The 15,945-nt window shown below is 41.5% G+C and carries 12 protein-coding genes; 6 read left to right on the top strand and 6 right to left on the bottom strand.

Annotation, left to right across the window (positions count from 1 at the left end; translation table 11 throughout):
* Positions 1–39 precede the first annotated feature (39 nt).
* Together AUR67_RS20330 and AUR67_RS20325 are read left to right on the top strand one after the other, a co-directional pair.
* Entirely contained in the window at positions 40–1,170 is a 1,131-nt protein-coding gene (locus tag AUR67_RS20330) for a 1-acyl-sn-glycerol-3-phosphate acyltransferase (protein ID WP_058586601.1), read from the top strand.
* Positions 1,171–1,269: 99 nt separating this feature from the next.
* Positions 1,270–1,515 carry a DUF1289 domain-containing protein gene (locus tag AUR67_RS20325; RefSeq protein WP_055021180.1) on the top strand — a complete coding sequence of 82 codons (246 nt, stop codon included), beginning with the start codon at positions 1,270–1,272 and terminating at the stop codon, positions 1,513–1,515.
* On the opposite strand, the gene AUR67_RS20320 is transcribed toward AUR67_RS20325, so the two are convergent.
* Positions 1,512–2,213, bottom strand: a complete 702-nt coding sequence (locus AUR67_RS20320; protein ID WP_235591863.1) for a transporter substrate-binding domain-containing protein — start codon at positions 2,211–2,213, stop codon at positions 1,512–1,514. The genes AUR67_RS20325 and AUR67_RS20320 overlap by 4 nt on opposite strands.
* A gap of 153 nt (positions 2,214–2,366) precedes the next feature.
* On the opposite strand from AUR67_RS20320, the gene AUR67_RS20315 reads away from it, so the two are divergent.
* From AUR67_RS20315 to AUR67_RS20305, 3 genes are read left to right on the top strand one after another with little or no spacing between them, the layout of a single operon-like run.
* Positions 2,367–2,567 carry a DUF3283 family protein gene (locus tag AUR67_RS20315; RefSeq protein ID WP_036966037.1) on the top strand — a complete coding sequence of 67 codons (201 nt, stop codon included), beginning with the start codon at positions 2,367–2,369 and terminating at the stop codon, positions 2,565–2,567.
* Positions 2,568–2,569: 2 nt separating this feature from the next.
* Positions 2,570–2,995, top strand: a complete 426-nt coding sequence (locus AUR67_RS20310) for a GNAT family N-acetyltransferase (RefSeq protein ID WP_055021181.1) — start codon at positions 2,570–2,572, stop codon at positions 2,993–2,995.
* Positions 2,996–3,010: 15 nt separating this feature from the next.
* On the top strand, positions 3,011–7,516 hold the full coding sequence (locus tag AUR67_RS20305) for an EAL domain-containing protein (protein WP_058586600.1): 4,506 nt from the start codon (positions 3,011–3,013) through the stop codon (positions 7,514–7,516).
* Between the two features lie 22 nt (positions 7,517–7,538).
* On the opposite strand, the gene AUR67_RS20300 is transcribed toward AUR67_RS20305, so the two are convergent.
* Together AUR67_RS20300 and AUR67_RS20295 are read right to left on the bottom strand one after the other, a co-directional pair.
* A complete protein-coding gene (locus AUR67_RS20300) occupies positions 7,539–8,492 on the bottom strand; it encodes an ion transporter (protein WP_058586599.1) in 954 nt (317 codons plus the stop codon).
* Between the two features lie 9 nt (positions 8,493–8,501).
* A complete protein-coding gene (locus tag AUR67_RS20295; RefSeq protein WP_058586644.1) occupies positions 8,502–11,171 on the bottom strand; it encodes a bifunctional acetate--CoA ligase family protein/GNAT family N-acetyltransferase in 2,670 nt (889 codons plus the stop codon).
* Between the two features lie 169 nt (positions 11,172–11,340).
* Between AUR67_RS20295 and AUR67_RS20290 the strand changes: the two genes are divergently transcribed.
* Entirely contained in the window at positions 11,341–12,057 is a 717-nt protein-coding gene (locus AUR67_RS20290; protein ID WP_054552674.1) for an SIMPL domain-containing protein, read from the top strand.
* Here the strand turns inward: AUR67_RS20290 and AUR67_RS20285 are convergent.
* The 3 genes from AUR67_RS20285 to AUR67_RS20275 all read right to left on the bottom strand — a co-directional run bounded on the left by AUR67_RS20285 (position 12,046) and on the right by AUR67_RS20275 (position 15,925).
* Complete coding sequence (locus AUR67_RS20285) at positions 12,046–13,302, bottom strand: lipopolysaccharide biosynthesis protein (RefSeq protein WP_058586598.1); 1,257 nt, start codon at positions 13,300–13,302, stop codon at positions 12,046–12,048. The genes AUR67_RS20290 and AUR67_RS20285 overlap by 12 nt on opposite strands.
* A gap of 4 nt (positions 13,303–13,306) precedes the next feature.
* Positions 13,307–13,990, bottom strand: a complete 684-nt coding sequence (locus AUR67_RS20280) for a hypothetical protein (protein ID WP_058586597.1) — start codon at positions 13,988–13,990, stop codon at positions 13,307–13,309.
* A 99-nt stretch (positions 13,991–14,089) separates the two neighbouring features.
* Complete coding sequence (locus tag AUR67_RS20275) at positions 14,090–15,925, bottom strand: DUF885 domain-containing protein (RefSeq protein ID WP_058586596.1); 1,836 nt, start codon at positions 15,923–15,925, stop codon at positions 14,090–14,092.
* Positions 15,926–15,945: the final 20 nt, after the last annotated feature.

The raw sequence follows: 15,945 nt of genomic DNA, 5'->3' as shown, positions 1-15,945 counted from the left end.
CACGCTCTGCGTGCCGTTTTTTAACTTAAGTAGTTTTTAATGAGTGAAAGTGTGGATAAATACGCCGACATAAGACCTTACAATGATGATGAAGTAGCTGATTCAGTAGCGCGTTTGATTGCTGATAATGCCTTTGTAGATGTAATCGCTAAGTATAACCTACCGCGCTTTTTATCGAACTTCCCATTTATTACTCGCCCATTAGTGCGCAGTCAGCTGCGTAAAAAGTGGGGCAACACCTCATCGGTTGAGCAAGTTCAGCACGAAGTGGCTGATTATTTAAATAAACTAATCACCCGTACTACTTCAGAAGTGACTTTTTCGGGCATCGATAAACTAGACCCAAAACAAGCCTACTTATTTATTTCGAATCACCGCGATATTGTGCTTGATCCTGCACTTGTGAACTGGGGCTTGTTCAAACACAACATGCCGACAGTTCGTATCGCAATTGGTGATAACTTGCTGCAAATTCCGTATATCACTGAGTTAATGCGTTTAAACAAGAGCTTTATTGTAAAGCGCTCAGCGAAAGCACCAAAAGAGATGCTTAAAGCCTTGTCGCAGCTGTCTGCTTATATCTATGACTCACTCGCTGAGGGCCACTCAATTTGGATAGCGCAAAAAGAGGGCCGAGCAAAAGACGGATTTGATCAAACAGATCCAGCCTTACTTAAAATGTTGCAGTTACAAGGTCGTAAGCAGAAAAAAGAATTTGCTGAGTACGTACGCGAATTAAAAATTGTGCCAGTGTCTATCTCTTATCAATACGAGCCATGCGCGATTGCTAAAGCGAAAGAGCTTTATCACAAACAGCAACATGGTCAGTATGTGAAACAGCAAGGTGAAGACATTGCTAGTATTGTTGAAGGTTTTAGTACAGCTAAAGGGCATGTACATTTAGCGTTTGGCGAGCCAATTGAATCGGGCTGCGAATCGCCTGAAGAGCTGGCAAAAACCATTGATCAGCAAATTGTTGATTCGTTTTTCTTACACCCAGGTAACTATATAGCGGGTGGTTGTACGCAAGCTGTGATTGACGAAAAAGATGCTGCTGCATTTAACGAGCGACTTGCAAAAGTGCCAGAGGAGCTAAAACCTTTGGTATTAGCTATGTATGCTAAACCTTTTCATCGTAAAGCAGAACTTGCCACAAGCGAATCTGAGTAAGCGAAACAGATAGTTTAAGAAGCCACTTTTTAAAGTGGCTTTTTTTATGGTTAATTTTCAGGCTATACTTTTAATATTCTTTATTAACCGGCATTTGTGATGCAACAAATTGAAATATTTGAAATTCCAAGCCCTTGCAAAGGGATATGCCAAGTTAATAACCGAGGCTATTGTAAAGGTTGCTACCGCAGTCGTGATGAGCGTTTTTATTGGAATAAGTTTACCAATGCAGAAAAACGTAAAGTCATTAGCTTATGCCAACAGCGTTATAAACGTTTCCTTCAGAAAAAACAGCAGGCAGAGCAGCAACAAACTAATCCAGAGCAAGGCGGTTTTGATTTTTAAAATTTACTGAGGTTGTATTTCGATTTTAAAAATTGCACTGTGCCGTTTTCATCAAGCTTTTTAAGTACTTTAGTCAGTTGCGGAATTATCGCTTTATGCCGTTTATGCACAAAGTGAAAGCTCTGCATCGGCATTAGAATCTGTTTATGAAAGGCCGTTTGGTCAAACCCCGGATGCTTAGTCGACAGTAAAAAGTCTAGTAATATTGTCCCTTCAACACGTTTTTGCGTGAGTAAATTAAGCTGCGCGGTGACATTTCTGACCTTGATCACATCACCATCAAATGGGTGGTTATCGATATAACTCTGGGCTGCCGGGTAGCTTGACTGAATTGCTAACGATTTGAGCTGTTCATATTGGCATTGTCGGCAGTTTTTCAGTAGCACTAGATTAAAATCAAAAAGCGCATAGTCTACTTTCAATAAATTTGGGTAATTATCTTTAACATCGGCAATGCGGCCTAGTTGCCCATCGAGTACTCCTTGGTTAGCTGCAACCAAGGCATTTTGATGATTAAAGTCGATAATATGGATCTCATAGCCAATTTCTTTGTATGCCATTTTCATTAAATCAATAACATAGCGAGCTTGAGGTGTATCGGCAGGGCGATTAAAGATCAGTAAATTGGTGCTGGCACTACTTGAGAAGCAAAAAAACAGCAAAAATAAGGCAAATCTGTGACTCAGATACTTCGACAACGTGCGTTCCTTGCGTACATAAATTGCTCGTTAATTTACTGATATGTGTTTCCAAAATCAAGCTTATCCGTGGGCTTTTTAAGCTAATAAAAGGGATTAAAGCCTGTTAATTTTGTTATACTTGCAAAATCAAAAATTTATTGCTGAGAAAGTATGAGTTTCAATTTATGTAAATTGCCACGAGAGCAAAAATATCAAATTCAATTGGATTACGAAGCGTCTTTTTGGGCTTATCAAATAAAGCGCGGTAAGAACACCCGCGAAGGTGTTTACACTGCAATAAATAATCGCCCTATGTCTGAGCAAGCTTTTCTTAAGCAGCAATTTGAGCATTACCTTTCGTTAATGAGCTAACCATGGCTGTGTTTAGGTTTTGTTTACTTGAGCCAATTAAAACGCCGTTAGTAAACAAATTTTATGATAAACATAAGGCTCGTGGTCGAGCGAGCAAAGCTGACCAAGTATGGGTTGCTTACAAAGAAACAGAAATAATTGCAGCATGCCGAGTCCAAAACCATGCAGGGCTGTTATTTTTGTCTACCCTTTATGTTGATGAAGTATGGCGGGGTCAAAAAATAGCTTCACAATTACTTGCGGCTGTCACCGCTGCACAAAAAGGGACAGTTTTTACCTTCGTGTACCAAAATCTGATTGATTTTTATCTACAAAATGGGTTTAACTATGCATTAACATTACCCAATTCTTTGCAATCGTTGTTTGAGGTATATGCGCATCGAAACGTAGTTGCGATGCACTTTACGCGTGACACAGTGCCAAGTTAGCAATTTGGAACGTCAATGACTAAGTTCTTCTCCAGTATAGCGTTATTTTTTATTTTGACCTGTGGATTGTTTAGCCATCCCGCTATCTCGCAGGTAAAACGTTTATCAACCAGTGAAGGCTTATCGCAAAGTTATGTAAACACCATGCTTATCGATAATAGTGGCTACTTGTGGTTATCGACTGAAGGTGGCCTCAATCGCTACGATGGTTATCAGGTGGTTCATATCAAAGGCCCTAATGGTGAGCTTGAAGATGCCATTATTGACCGTATTTACCAAGACCCTCAAGGCTATATCTGGATAGCTTCACTACAAGCGGGTTTATTCCGCTATGATCCCACTTCCGATACTTATCAGCAGTTTATTGCTAAACCAACCACTGAAGAGCAAATTTTTATTGAGTCGGTGTTTAGTATGGTGGCTGTTGATGACAAAACACTTTGGCTAGGGCGAGGTTGGGATTTTGCCAAATTAGACTTAGAAACGAAAAAAATCACCTCTATTTTTGAAATACCTGAACGCGTAAAAAGTAGTGTTATTCGAGAGCTTTTCGCGTATCAAGGGTTTATCTTTATGGGCACTAGTAATGGTGCTTATGTCTATGAGCTGGCATCCGGAAAAGTCCGTAAACTTGAACATCTCCAAAATGAGCCAAGTCATATTTATCAAAATTATGTGAAATCGTTCGCTATTATCAATGAACAAACTTTGCTAGTGGGGGCTGTTAGAGGCCTTTATCAGGTTGATATTAGCAATTTAAAAGCAATGTTTGAGACCCCAGATATTGCCTTTAAAAATAAAACGCTCATTAGTGAATTAAATATTTGGAAGATTATACCTGAGGCTAACTCTATTACGCTTGGCACTGATAAAGGGTTATTTGAATATAACCTTGAAACGGGTGAGTTAGCTAAGAATATGCGCCTAAAAGAAAGTGGTTACACACTAGCTGACACCAGCATTATTGATATTGTGAAAGACCGCTCAGGTGGGATGTGGCTGGCAACCAAAAATGATGGGGCGTTTTATCAGTCATACGACAATTACAATTTTATCAATGTGACAGCCAACTCATTAACAGGCGATGGGCTATCGCATCATTCAATTTGGAGTATCACTGAGTTTCAAAATCGTCTCTGGCTTGCCACCCATAATGGTTTAACAGCGGTTGATTTAGAAACCTACGAAAGTGAAGTGTTTTTAAAAGATTATCAGGTTGACCTGATTACTACTGAATTCAGTATTTACCAAATCATGCCCTACAAAGATAAGTTATGGCTGCATACTAATCGCGGTATTTTAAGCTTTGATCCGAAAACCGGGCAGGCCACCCCAGTCAAAGCCGCAAATCCCGAGAATCAGGTTTTAATTAACGATTGGGTGCATGGCATATTGTTGATGCCATCGGGGGATCTTTACTATGTTCACCCTGATTACGGCATGTTTGTTTATAATATCGATAGCCAAAAAGTGACCCGACTAGGCGGCAAGTTTGATGAGTTTGAGCCGTTTTTAGCCTACGGATTTTTACCTGCGTTATCGTCAAACCCAAAAGCGCCGTTATTTTATAACGCGGGTATTCTGTATCAAGTTGATCCAGAAACTTACGAGCTCTCGACGATATATAAAGTGCCTGAACAACATGAAAATGTTGCTGTGAATGTGATGTCTTACATCATAGATAACAACAATGTGTTGTGGTTATCGCTTTCAAACTTTGGCTTAATCGGCTTAGATGCCAGCACTTATGAGCATATTTATACCATCGACCTTGAGAAAAATAAGTTAGGTACTTTGTTATACGACATGGTGCTTGATGAAGCGGGCATGATATGGATGAGTAGCCATAAAGGACTTTGGCGACTGAACCCAGATAATTTACATTTTCAGCAATTTACAGGCTCAGAAGGGTTATTCTCAACCGAGTTTAATAGCGGAGCTTTTACTAAGCTTGAGTCAGGGCAAATTGTCTATGGTACGCTAAAAGGCTTTACCTACTTTTACCCTATGGATAACCACTATCAGCAAGCTTTAATTGATCACGTAAATATTACTAACCTTGATTTGATGTCGCGTGATTTACCCGCTGAGCTAAAACAGCCTATCGATAGTGTCGTCCTTGAGCATGATGATATAGGCCTCGAAGTTGCCTTTTCTGCGATGGCATTTAACTATCAAGAACGTATCATTTATGAATATCAACTAGGTGATGGTCAAAAAACTTATACCCGTAATAACAACCGAGTGCTCTTTCCAAAACTCAGTGCAGGAAAATACCACCTTAAGGTATGGGCAAAAGATCCATTAACCGGAGAGTTAACGCCGCCGGCAATTTTAAATATCGAAGTGAAATACCCACCTTGGCGTGCACCTCACTTTATTGTTTTGTATGTAATTTTGGTTGCTCTGTTTGTTGCTGCATGGGTGTTTAGACGTAACCGTATGCAACAAATATTGCTAGCCGCCCATAAAGAAAGTAAAGAGAGTGAAGCACGATTGAAGCTTGCTCTTGAAGGCAGTCATTCTGGAGTATGGGATTGGTCATCGCAAAGCCCGATTATTTATCAACCGCGTCTTAAAAATGAATTAGGTTATGAAACAGACAGCGTTAATCTGGATGATTATTTAGCAAAGATTCACCCACATGATAAACAAACTTTCCGGTTAGAGTGGTTAGAGTTTTTATCTACACAAAAAGGCTATTTCAATTGCACTTACAGGCTGCGCCATGCTGATGGTAATTGGCGCTGGTATAAAGACTTTGGCAAAGTGGTTGAGTGGCAAGACAGCGCCCCTGAAAAAGTAGCAGGTACCTACACAAATATGACCCGTGAACTGGTATTTGAAGAAAATGCCCGCTTGTTTGGTGCAGCATTTGAACAAACTCGCGACTGGGTGTTCATTTTAGATAAAAATCTGCGTATTCGCGCTACCAATAAGTCATTCCAAGATGCCTTTGTTTTTCCTGCAGAGCCTCGCTCTAGTCGCTCGCTCACACTCGGTATGCCTATATCTACCCGTATTCATTACTTGCGTATTATGCAAAAGCTTGAATCGGGTGAGCACTTCTCTGCCGAGGATGTAGTTGAAGTTGCTGGCGGTGAAAAGCGCCAAGTATTAATAAAAATAAGTGCGGTTGCAGGCAATAATCGCCAACTTGATAGCTATGTGATTATAGTTACTGATATTAGCGCGCAAAAGTTGGCTGAAAACGAGCTGCATCTACTGGCCAACTACGATGCTTTGACGGGACTGCCAAATAAAACCTTGTTCAACGACCGAGTCGTTCACGCTATTGAACAAGCTGATTACCATCAAACAAAAGTGGCGTTATTAAACGTTAATATTAAGCGCTTTAAGCACTTTAATGATTCGCTTGGGCGTGAAGAGTCTGATGAATTAATTAAGCGTGTTGCTAAGCGTTTAAAGCAGGTGTTGCGTCCACAAGATAGCGTGGCTCGTTTCGATGGTGACGAGTTTGTGATCCTTGCTGAAGATTTAAAACAGCTTGATGAGTTACTGCTGTTATGTGCAAAAGTGATGGATTGTGTCGATACCCATATTGAATTGAGCCAGCAAGCTGTAAAAGTGAATCTTAGTGTTGGTGTTGCTGTTTATCCTGATGATGCAAAGGACACCAAAGCCTTATTAAAAGCTTCTAATGTGGCACTGTACCACGCGAAAAGTCATGTCGAAGGCTGTTATCAGTTCTATAAACAAGAAATGAACTTACAAGTACAACGTACTTTGCATCTTGAATCACAGCTAAGTAAAGCTTACTTAGAGCACGAGTTTTGTAATTTTTATCAGCCAATCGTGAGCGCAGAGACTCGCCAAGTGGCAGGGCTTGAAGTGTTGTTACGTTGGCCGAGTAATGATGAATATAAACCAGAAGACTTTGCAAATGCTGCAGAAAGCTCAGGGCTAATTACCAGAATTATGCTGCAGACTCTATCAAGAGCATTGATTGAGCTGCGCCAATGGCGTACCACGCATCCTGATTTATATATTTCTATTAATCTCTCAGCTCTTGATTTTGAAAGCGAAAACCTGGTTGAGAAAATACATCAATCAATAAGCGCAATTAAAGTTCCTGCGAGCGCGTTAGTGTTTGAGATCACCGAATCAGTGATGATGCATGACTCTGATAAAGCGCAGCAAAGTATGGAAAAACTCAAAGCCCTAGGCTGTCGTATTTATATGGATGACTTTGGAACTGGTTATGCGTCACTGACCTACTTAAAACGTTTTCCGGTTGATGTGCTGAAAATAGACAAAAGCTTTGTTAATGATATTGGAATTGATAAAGGTGATGAAGCGATTATCAACTCAACGCTTACCTTAGCAAAAAGCTTGGGTAAAGAGTGTGTAGCAGAAGGGGTTGAGAACCGCATCCAATTGCAGTTCTTACGCTCTTTAGGCTGTGAGTATTTCCAAGGTTACCTGTTTAGCAAACCTGTGGCAGGTGATGAGGTGAAAGCGCTTTTAGATACCCAGTGGGATGATGAATTTTTAGGGTAAAGCTAAAACTTTACCCTTTTCGTTAATCTTGGCGTTTACCACAGTGGCGGCAATACAGATTGCGATTGCGGTTTTTAAGCTCGTTATGAATCGCTTTATTCGCCTCTTGCTGACTTAAACCCAGTTTATACCGTAAGTTTTCTAAGTGCTCCTCTTCAATAGGCGATAAGTGCCCATCTTCAACGGCTTCATGCACTGCATCGGTAAACACTTGTCTGCGTTTACGTAACTGCTCAGAAAAGCTTGAGGCTAACAAACCAGTTGGAATAGCCACCATGCCCATACTTACCAGTGTAATAGCACCACCAAATAAACGACCAAGGGGAGTCACAGGCACGACATCGCCATAACCAACGGTTGTTAATGTCACCATTGCCCACCACATTGCAGCAGGGATAGAGCCAAATTTATCTGGCTGTACATCGTGTTCAATTAAGTAAATACCGCATGAAGCAATGATCAGCACTACGGCCATAATAAAAAAAGCCGCAAGCAGTGAGCTGCTCTCTTCTTTGAACGAGTTTAATAGCAGCTGCATTGCCCTTGAATAGCGCGTCAGCTTAAAGATACGCATTAATCTAAGCACTCGTAAGAAGCGTAAATCAACACTCACAAAGACCATCAGAATGGTAGGTAAAATCGCGATGAGATCAATCAGCGCCATGGGCGAAAAGAAGTACTTAATGCGAATTTTTGAATTTGTTAGTGTACTTTCTTTATGCACGCTTTTATCAACACAGCACCAAAGCCTGAGCACATATTCTAAGGTAAAGATACCGACAGAAATTAGCTCAATCATTAAAAACTCGTGATGATATTGCTTTGCTAAAGGGCCGACTGACTCCAACACAATCGCCACCACATTAATCATGATCAACGACATTAAAAACACGTCGAGAGCGCGTCCTATACGTCGATATTTACCGTTACCTTCAAAAACTCGTGCAGTGTAATTTCTTAAACGATGCAAAATAATGATCCAGTTTTAGTTAAGTTTTAGCACCATATTAATGCTGCCTTCTTCAAAGTCGCGGGTGATCTTAAACCCGAGTTTTCGTGCCAGTTCAATCATGCCGGTGTTTTCTGGCAAGGTAATACCAGCAATTTGTTTTACGCCTTGGTTTTTACAATGCTCAATTGCCGCATTCATTAATATTGTGCCAAGCCCTAAACCTTGGCAATCAGAGCGCACCACAATTGCAAACTCAGCATCGAGTTTGTCTGGATCCATAAGTACACGAGACACCCCTAATGTACAGGCTGAACCATTTTGCTCTTGGCTGACAATAAACGCCATTTCTCGGTCATAATCAATTTGCGTCATTTTCGCGAGCTGATCATGGTTAAATTGCGGTAATTCACCGAAGAAGCGTTTATATCTGTCTTCTTTACTCAATGATTGATCAAACTCTAAGTGAGCTTGCTCATCTTCCGGTTTAATTGGCCTTAGCTGTGCTTGGGTATTGTTTTTAAGTGTTACTTCTTTAACCAATTCAATCGGGTAGGGGCGAATGCACAAGCGTTTACGGTTCGCTTTTGCTTTATAACGGCTAAGGCCGATAGTCGCATCAAGGACCAAAAACTGCCCGTTGCTGGCTAAAATAGGATTTAGTTCAACACTGGTAATGTCAGGTTGGTCGATAACAAGCTGCGAGATGCGGGTGAGTAGGGCGCATAAACGGTATTTATCGACTTTTTCTGGTAGCACGCGGTCTTTTAGTACGCCTTTATCGTGCGCTGCAGCAATCAGGTATTTTGCCAAGTTCATATTTAGTGGCGGTAATGCCACTGCCGCTTGAGCGAATTCAAGTCCGGTGCCTGCTTCACCAAGTAAGATCACCGGGCCAAAGTTAGGCTCTGTTTTAATAGCGATTCGTAGCTCATTAGCACCTGCTCGTGGCGCCATCTTTTGCAATGAAAAGCCTTCAATATGGGCGTCAGGGTAGGTGTTTTTGATTCTTAGCAGCATGGCAAAGGCTGTTTGCTCAACTTCTTGTGCATCATTTAAATTAAGGACTACACCACCGACTTCTGATTTAGAAGGAATACTTGGGCTAATTAGTTTTAACGCTACCGGAAAACCCAGTTCAATGGCTTGTTCTTTGGCTTCTGTTGGCGTGTAAGCAACCTCAGTTTGAATACAATCAATACCATAATGAGTGAGTATTTGGCTTGCTTCATGGGTTGATAAATAGCTTTGCTCTTCGGCTAAAAACTCATTTACGACAGTGCGTGCTGCGTCTTTATTTATTTTTGCATCATCGGTGTTTGATTCTGGCGTTTGCGTTAAATGCTTTTGGTTACGGCGATAACTTACCAAGTGCATAAACGCACCAACCGCACCTTCAGGCGTACGGTAGGTCGGAATGGCATTATTAGCGCAGACCTTTCGCGCAGCATACGCGGCATCTTCACCCATAAAGTTTGTCATAACATAAGGGCGAGCCATCTTCGGGATTTTTTCTAAGGTTTCGACAATAATCTCAGCATAGTCTTCACTCGGTGCAAGCGCAGAAGGGGTATGAATGATCAGCAGGTTTTTGACTTCTTTGGCTTGCAGCAAAATTTCTAACGCTTGTTGGTAGCGTCTTGGCGCTGAGTCACCAAAAATATCCACCGGGTTTGAGGTCATCTCTGATTGCGGAATAACCTTATTCAGCGCTGCTCTGGTCTCGTCGCTAAGCTCTGCCAGTTTACCTGAGCTTTGCAAAAGCGTATCAACTGCCATGACACCTGGGCCGCCGCCATTGGTTAAAATAGTTAGTTGTTCGACTTTAAGTAATTTAGGGTGCATTGCTAGCGTTTGTGTCGCAGCAAAAAGCTCTCGTAAGTCATTTACCCTTAGCATACCCGCTCGCTGGAATAGCGCATCATAGACCGCATCTGAGCTTTGTTTGCCACCAGTGTGTATTTCTGCAGCAAGGGCTCCGGCACTGGTTTTACCGGTTTTAATGGCAATGACGGGTTTACTAAACGCAGCGGCTCGCGCTGCAGAAATAAAGCTACGAATATCTTCTATATTATCGATATACAACAAAATAGCCTTGGTTTTTGCATCGCGGCCTAAAAAGTCGAGTAATTCATCAAAGTCGATATCAAGGCAATCACCCACAGACACAAAATATGAAAAACCAATCTCTTTATTTTTCGCCCAATCAAGAATGGTTGAGCAAACCGCCGCTGATTGCGATACAAAGGCGAGCTTTCCAGGGCTTGCAACTGTATGCGAAAAACTAGCATTTAAGCCAATGTGAGGAATCAGTAAGCCCAAACAATTAGGTCCAAGTAAAGAGACATTTGCCTCAGCAGCTGCTTCTTTTAATGCGTGCTTTTGGTCGGCGTTTAAGCCCGCCGCAATCACCACTGCATGTTTACAGCCAAGCTCCCCAAGCTCATTAATGATGTTGATTAAGGTGTTTTTATTAGTACAAATAACCGCAAGATCAGGTACTTTTGGAAGTGCAGCAATGCTCGGATAGGCTAGTACGCCGTGTACAGCGCTGTGATTTAAACTAACAGGCATGATTGGGCCTTTAAAGCCCCCTTGTAAAAGGTTGCGCATAACCACAAACCCCGCTCGGTTAGGAGAATTTGAGGCGCCAATGACCGCGACTGATTTAGGGTTAAAAAATTGGCTAATACGTTTAACGCTCATGCTGTTTCCTTCGCTTGCGCTGTTTGTTAAAACTTCAGGGTCTGTTAAGTTTAATACACCCAAACTAGAACCGACACGCTTCTAAAGTATTAAAAGTTATACTCATAAGATAACCTGTTTATAACTACTTTTCGAGTCAAAAACAGTGACCTACATCAAGGAGAAAAGCATGAATAAAGCGCAACCATTTAATATCGTTATTGCAGCCTGTGCATTGGCGGTTGGTTTGCTCGGGTTAGGTTTTATTTTGAAAAGTGCAGCCCTTGATGTGAAAGGCATGGAGCGCACTGTTCACGTTAAAGGTTTAGCTGAAATGGAAGTGCCAGCAGACACTGTTATATGGCCATTGCAGTTTTCTGATGCCGATAACAACCTTGAAAAATTAGTGGGTCGGGTTGAAGAGAAAAGCGATGCAGTCGTCGCCTTTTTAAAGCTACATGGCTTTAGTGATGAAGAAATCAGTCTTGGTAGTCAGTCAATTATTGATAAACAAGCCCGTGAGTATGGCGGCGAGAATCAGCAGTTTCGTTATATTGCCCGTAATAATGTCATTGTTTATTCAAATGACATCGAAAAAGTGCAAAATGCCTTAGGCGCAGTAAGTCAATTAGCCAAGCAAGGCATTGCGATAGTACAAGACAATTACGAAACGCGTATTCAATATTTATTTAATGGCTTAAATGAAATTAAGCCAAATATGATTCAAGAAGCAACCGAAAAAGCCCGTGAGGTGGCAATGAAATTTGCCAAAGATTCACAATCTAAATTAGGTAAAATTAAAACAGCGCGTCAGGGGCAGTTTTCAATTTCTGATAGAGATTCAAACACACCTCAGCTGAAAAAAGTGCGTGTTGTTACCAGTGTTGAATATTATCTATCTGACTAAACCCAATACCACAGATAAAGGCAGCCGCATGCGTGTACATACAATCACCATGCGGCAAAGCGCACCAAGCATAAAGCCACCACTAAATGCCACAGCCACCCCCAATAAGCCAAACTGATCTTTTAACAGTACTGCCATTAAAACCGTCACACTGGTTGCGCCAAGTAATACGTACAAGTTAATAAGCGGGTTCCCTTTTAACTTGATCATGCTACTGGCTAAAATTCTTGCTGGTAATAACAGCTGCCCGAGTAACAGCAGCATTAAAATCCAAAACCCTTCCTGCAATTGGCTTTCGCCATAGAGAGTGAGTAGTGGCTTTGCGAGCAGGGCAAGTAGCAAAATAGCGGCAAAGTTAAAACGCCATACCACTTTCATTAATTCGCTAAGTTGCTGCTCGGTCGTCTCATCGGCCATTAAAATGGGTTTTAAATATTGGTTGGCGGCATTGCCTAAAATACTCAGTAAGCCAGCAATCACTACCGCAGGAAAGAAGATACTCACGCCTTGTGCACCAAACCAGTGATGCACCAGTAATACATCGAGTTTTGCTACCAACACGGTGCCTGCGCCACTGGCGAGCATGATCAAGGAGTCTTTACACCATTGCTTGGTTTGGTAGCGGGCAGTGCTTGCGACGATCATTTTTTTGATTAACCAATATTGATAAATGACTACGCACAAGATGCTACAAAACAACAAGATACAAATCTCGACTAAAGATAAGTCGCCACGTATCAAGTACACGAAAAAACAAAACCCCGCGGTTAGCAATTCAAAAATACACTGCTGTGTTACTAGGCCAATTTTGGGTTTATTCAAAGCCACTAAAAAGGCCGATTGGCTTTGCATAATGGCGCCAATCGGCACTAGTAATAGTAAATAGACCACATGCTCTTGAGCGCTTTGGTGCGGTGAAATAGCTTGAAAGCTAATCACCACAGCAGCGACAAAAATCACCCCGAATAAACACGATGCAGCTAAATAAACATGTTTTAAGCCGCGTAGTAAGTCATGTTGCTGAGCTTTGTAGAGCGGGTAGCTAATACGCATTAAAGATGATGCAAAACCCATACTCGCGGGTAATAACAGAATTTCACACAGTGCGAGTAACGCGGCGAAAGTACCAAACTCATCAGTACTTAATAACCTTGCAAGGCACAAGGTAAGCACAATACGGCTACCATGGTTAAGGGCGGTAAAACTACTGAGCGATAAAAACGCTTTAACAACATCCTTATTCATGGAGTTATTGATTGAGCGCGTTTAATAACTGCGCTGTTGGCACTTGCAAATAGGCCGCGCACAGTAGAACTTTGCTGTCGCTATTCGTTGGTTGATTGGCACCATAAAATTGCTTAAGGGTATTTATTAAGGCGCTGACTGCGCTAGGGCTGTGGCTTTGGTCGACTTCCATCATGGCTAATAATGCGGAGAACTCATGTTTGGCTAGCATTTGGCTCATGCTATTTTGCGCTATAAAGCAACCTATAGGAGTGAGCTGCTGTTTATTTAATGTTTTTAGCGCTTTGCCTAAGCTTTCGTTGCTTTCAAATAACATTAACGAACGCAAGTAATTAAAGGGTAGGTTATCAGCCTGACACTGTGTAAATAAATGATGTAGTAGGGTATTGCCCTGATTGTCTGTTACACAAAAAGCATTTTGAAATTTAAGACCAGGCGTGAAAAAGCTCAGTTTATCGATATCATCAATTAAGGCTACAGCTTCATTTGGTAGCGGGCTTGCTTCGAGTAAATGCGCTGCCACATTTTGTAAAAACAAGTATTTAACTTCACTACTGCAAGCTAATTGATAGATATGTTGTAATTGTGCCGCTTGCAAAACTCCCGATAAACTTTGGTAATCGGCAATGAGTTCTTTTAACTGATGATGTTGAAGCCGGCTGTTCAATTGCTCAATCGCGCTTTGCATGGAGATACTCGTTTTTTATTATTTATACATTTATAGCTCAACTAGTTGTTTAAATAAATAAAAAAGGCCGCTGAGCGGCCTTTTTTAAGTCTTTATTGCTTAAGCAGCTTGTTTTTTAGCAACCCATTGGTCAACAAACTTCTCTAGTACATTTAATGGTACTGCACCATTTTTAAGTACTACATCGTGGAATTCACGAATATCGAATTTATCGCCTAGTTTTTCTTTAGCCGCTTCACGAAGCTCTAAAATTTTCAGCATGCCCACTTTGTATGCCGTTGCTTGTGAAGGCATTACAATGTGACGCTCAACCATTTTAACGCCATCAGACGTCGCATTTGGTGTGTTATTTACGTAGTAGTCGATACCTTCTTGACGTGTCCACTTCATTGCGTGGATACCTGTATCTACTACTAGGCGACATGCACGCCATAATTCCATCGCAAGACGGCCAAAATCTGAATATGGGTCTTCGTATAAACCCATTTCTTTTGGTACTAGCTCAGAGTATAAACCCCAACCTTCAACATACGCTGTGTAGCCGCCAAACTTACGGAACTTAGGTACGCCTTCAAGCTCTTGCGCGATAGCAATTTGCATGTGGTGACCCGGAATACCTTCGTGGTATGCAAGTGCTTCCATTTGGTATGTTGGCATTGCTTCCATGTCGTAAAGGTTTGCGTAATAAATGCCTGGGCGTGAACCATCTGGCGCAGGTTGTTGGTAGAACGCTTTACCTGCTGCTTTTTCACGGAATGCTTCAACAGCTTTCACTTTAAGGTCAGCTTTTGGCTTAACAATGAATAGCTCGTCTAGACGAGATTTCATGTTATCGATAAGCGCTGTTGCCTCATCAAGATAACGTTGTTTACCTTCAGCGGTGTTAGGGTAGTAGAACTGCTTATCAGTTTTCATGAATTGCATGAATGCTTTAAGGTCACCTTTAAAGCCTACTTTGTCCTTAATCTCACGCATTTCGTCGTGAATACGCGCGACTTCAGCTAAACCGATTGTGTGGATTTCTTTCGCTGTTAAATCAGTTGTTGTGGTACGTGCTAAAGCATTATTGTAGAACGCTTCACCGTCAGGGAATTTCCAAGCACCATCACGGTCATCAGCGCGTTTTTCTAACTGAGCTAAGAAGTTAATTAGCTTAGTGTAAGAAGGCTTTACTGCTGCTTTTAGGGCTTTTTCAGCATCGCTGATAAGTGCTGATTTTTCGCTATCGGCAATCTCTAACGCATTAACTTTACGTTTAAAGTCAGCTAGTAACGTTGAGTCTTCACCGTCATGGAATGGGGCGCCGCGTAAGATATTTTTGCTTGAATCAATCACGTGTGGGAAAACAAACTTAGGCGCGATAATGCCTTTATCTGCACGTACTTCAAGGTCTTTGATTAGTTGATCAATAACCGTTGTAACACCATTTAAACGTGAGATATAGGCTTTAGCATCAGATACATCGGCAATTTGATGTTGGTTGATTAAAAACGCAGGGATCATCGAGTGAACACCAAACATTTGATTCACAGGGTAGTTGTAATGACGCCATTTGAAATCAGCAATTTCGTTTTCTAAATCTTGCTTTTTAAGGTCGTAGCTTACTTTTGTTGCGTCATCTAATAGGTCACGGTTAATTGCGTTAAGCGCAACTAGGTCAGCTTTAGTTTGTTCAAAGTCTTCTAAAACGCGCTCTTCGCTGCCATCGTCCCATTTGTCGTAATCTTTTTTGATGCCCATGTATGTTTGATAGATCGGGCTTTTCATTACATCACGGTTAAAAGTATCTTCGAAGAAGGCATTTGCTTTATCGATTTCACTTTGTACAGGTTGGCTTTGTACACTTGGTGCAGGCTTCGGTTGCTCTTGCATTTGTTGGCAGCCGCCAAGTAATGCAACACTTACCGCCGCAGCGATGAAGGTCAGTTTACGCATTATCGTTCCTTTGTAGTTGT

This window comes from Pseudoalteromonas sp. XI10, assembly GCF_001469895.1.
In the GTDB taxonomy this organism is placed as follows: Bacteria; Pseudomonadota; Gammaproteobacteria; order Enterobacterales; family Alteromonadaceae; genus Pseudoalteromonas.
The sequence above is the reverse complement of the archived record's forward strand: the minus strand, read 5'-3'. Positions and strand labels throughout refer to the sequence as shown.

Bases quoted from the DNA above. Each gene is read 5' to 3' on its own strand.
- AUR67_RS20275 (WP_058586596.1), bottom strand. From the start codon at position 15,925: ATGCGTAAACTGACCTTCATCGCTGCGGCGGTAAGTGTTGCATTACTT.
- AUR67_RS20295 (WP_058586644.1), bottom strand. From the start codon at position 11,171: ATGAGCGTTAAACGTATTAGCCAATTTTTTAACCCTAAATCAGTCGCG.
- AUR67_RS20280 (WP_058586597.1), bottom strand. From the start codon at position 13,990: ATGCAAAGCGCGATTGAGCAATTGAACAGCCGGCTTCAACATCATCAG.
- AUR67_RS20315 (WP_036966037.1), top strand. From the start codon at position 2,367: ATGAGTTTCAATTTATGTAAATTGCCACGAGAGCAAAAATATCAAATT.
- AUR67_RS20330 (WP_058586601.1), top strand. From the start codon at position 40: ATGAGTGAAAGTGTGGATAAATACGCCGACATAAGACCTTACAATGAT.
- AUR67_RS20305 (WP_058586600.1), top strand. From the start codon at position 3,011: ATGACTAAGTTCTTCTCCAGTATAGCGTTATTTTTTATTTTGACCTGT.
- AUR67_RS20310 (WP_055021181.1), top strand. From the start codon at position 2,570: ATGGCTGTGTTTAGGTTTTGTTTACTTGAGCCAATTAAAACGCCGTTA.
- AUR67_RS20290 (WP_054552674.1), top strand. From the start codon at position 11,341: ATGAATAAAGCGCAACCATTTAATATCGTTATTGCAGCCTGTGCATTG.
- AUR67_RS20285 (WP_058586598.1), bottom strand. From the start codon at position 13,302: ATGAATAAGGATGTTGTTAAAGCGTTTTTATCGCTCAGTAGTTTTACC.
- AUR67_RS20325 (WP_055021180.1), top strand. From the start codon at position 1,270: ATGCAACAAATTGAAATATTTGAAATTCCAAGCCCTTGCAAAGGGATA.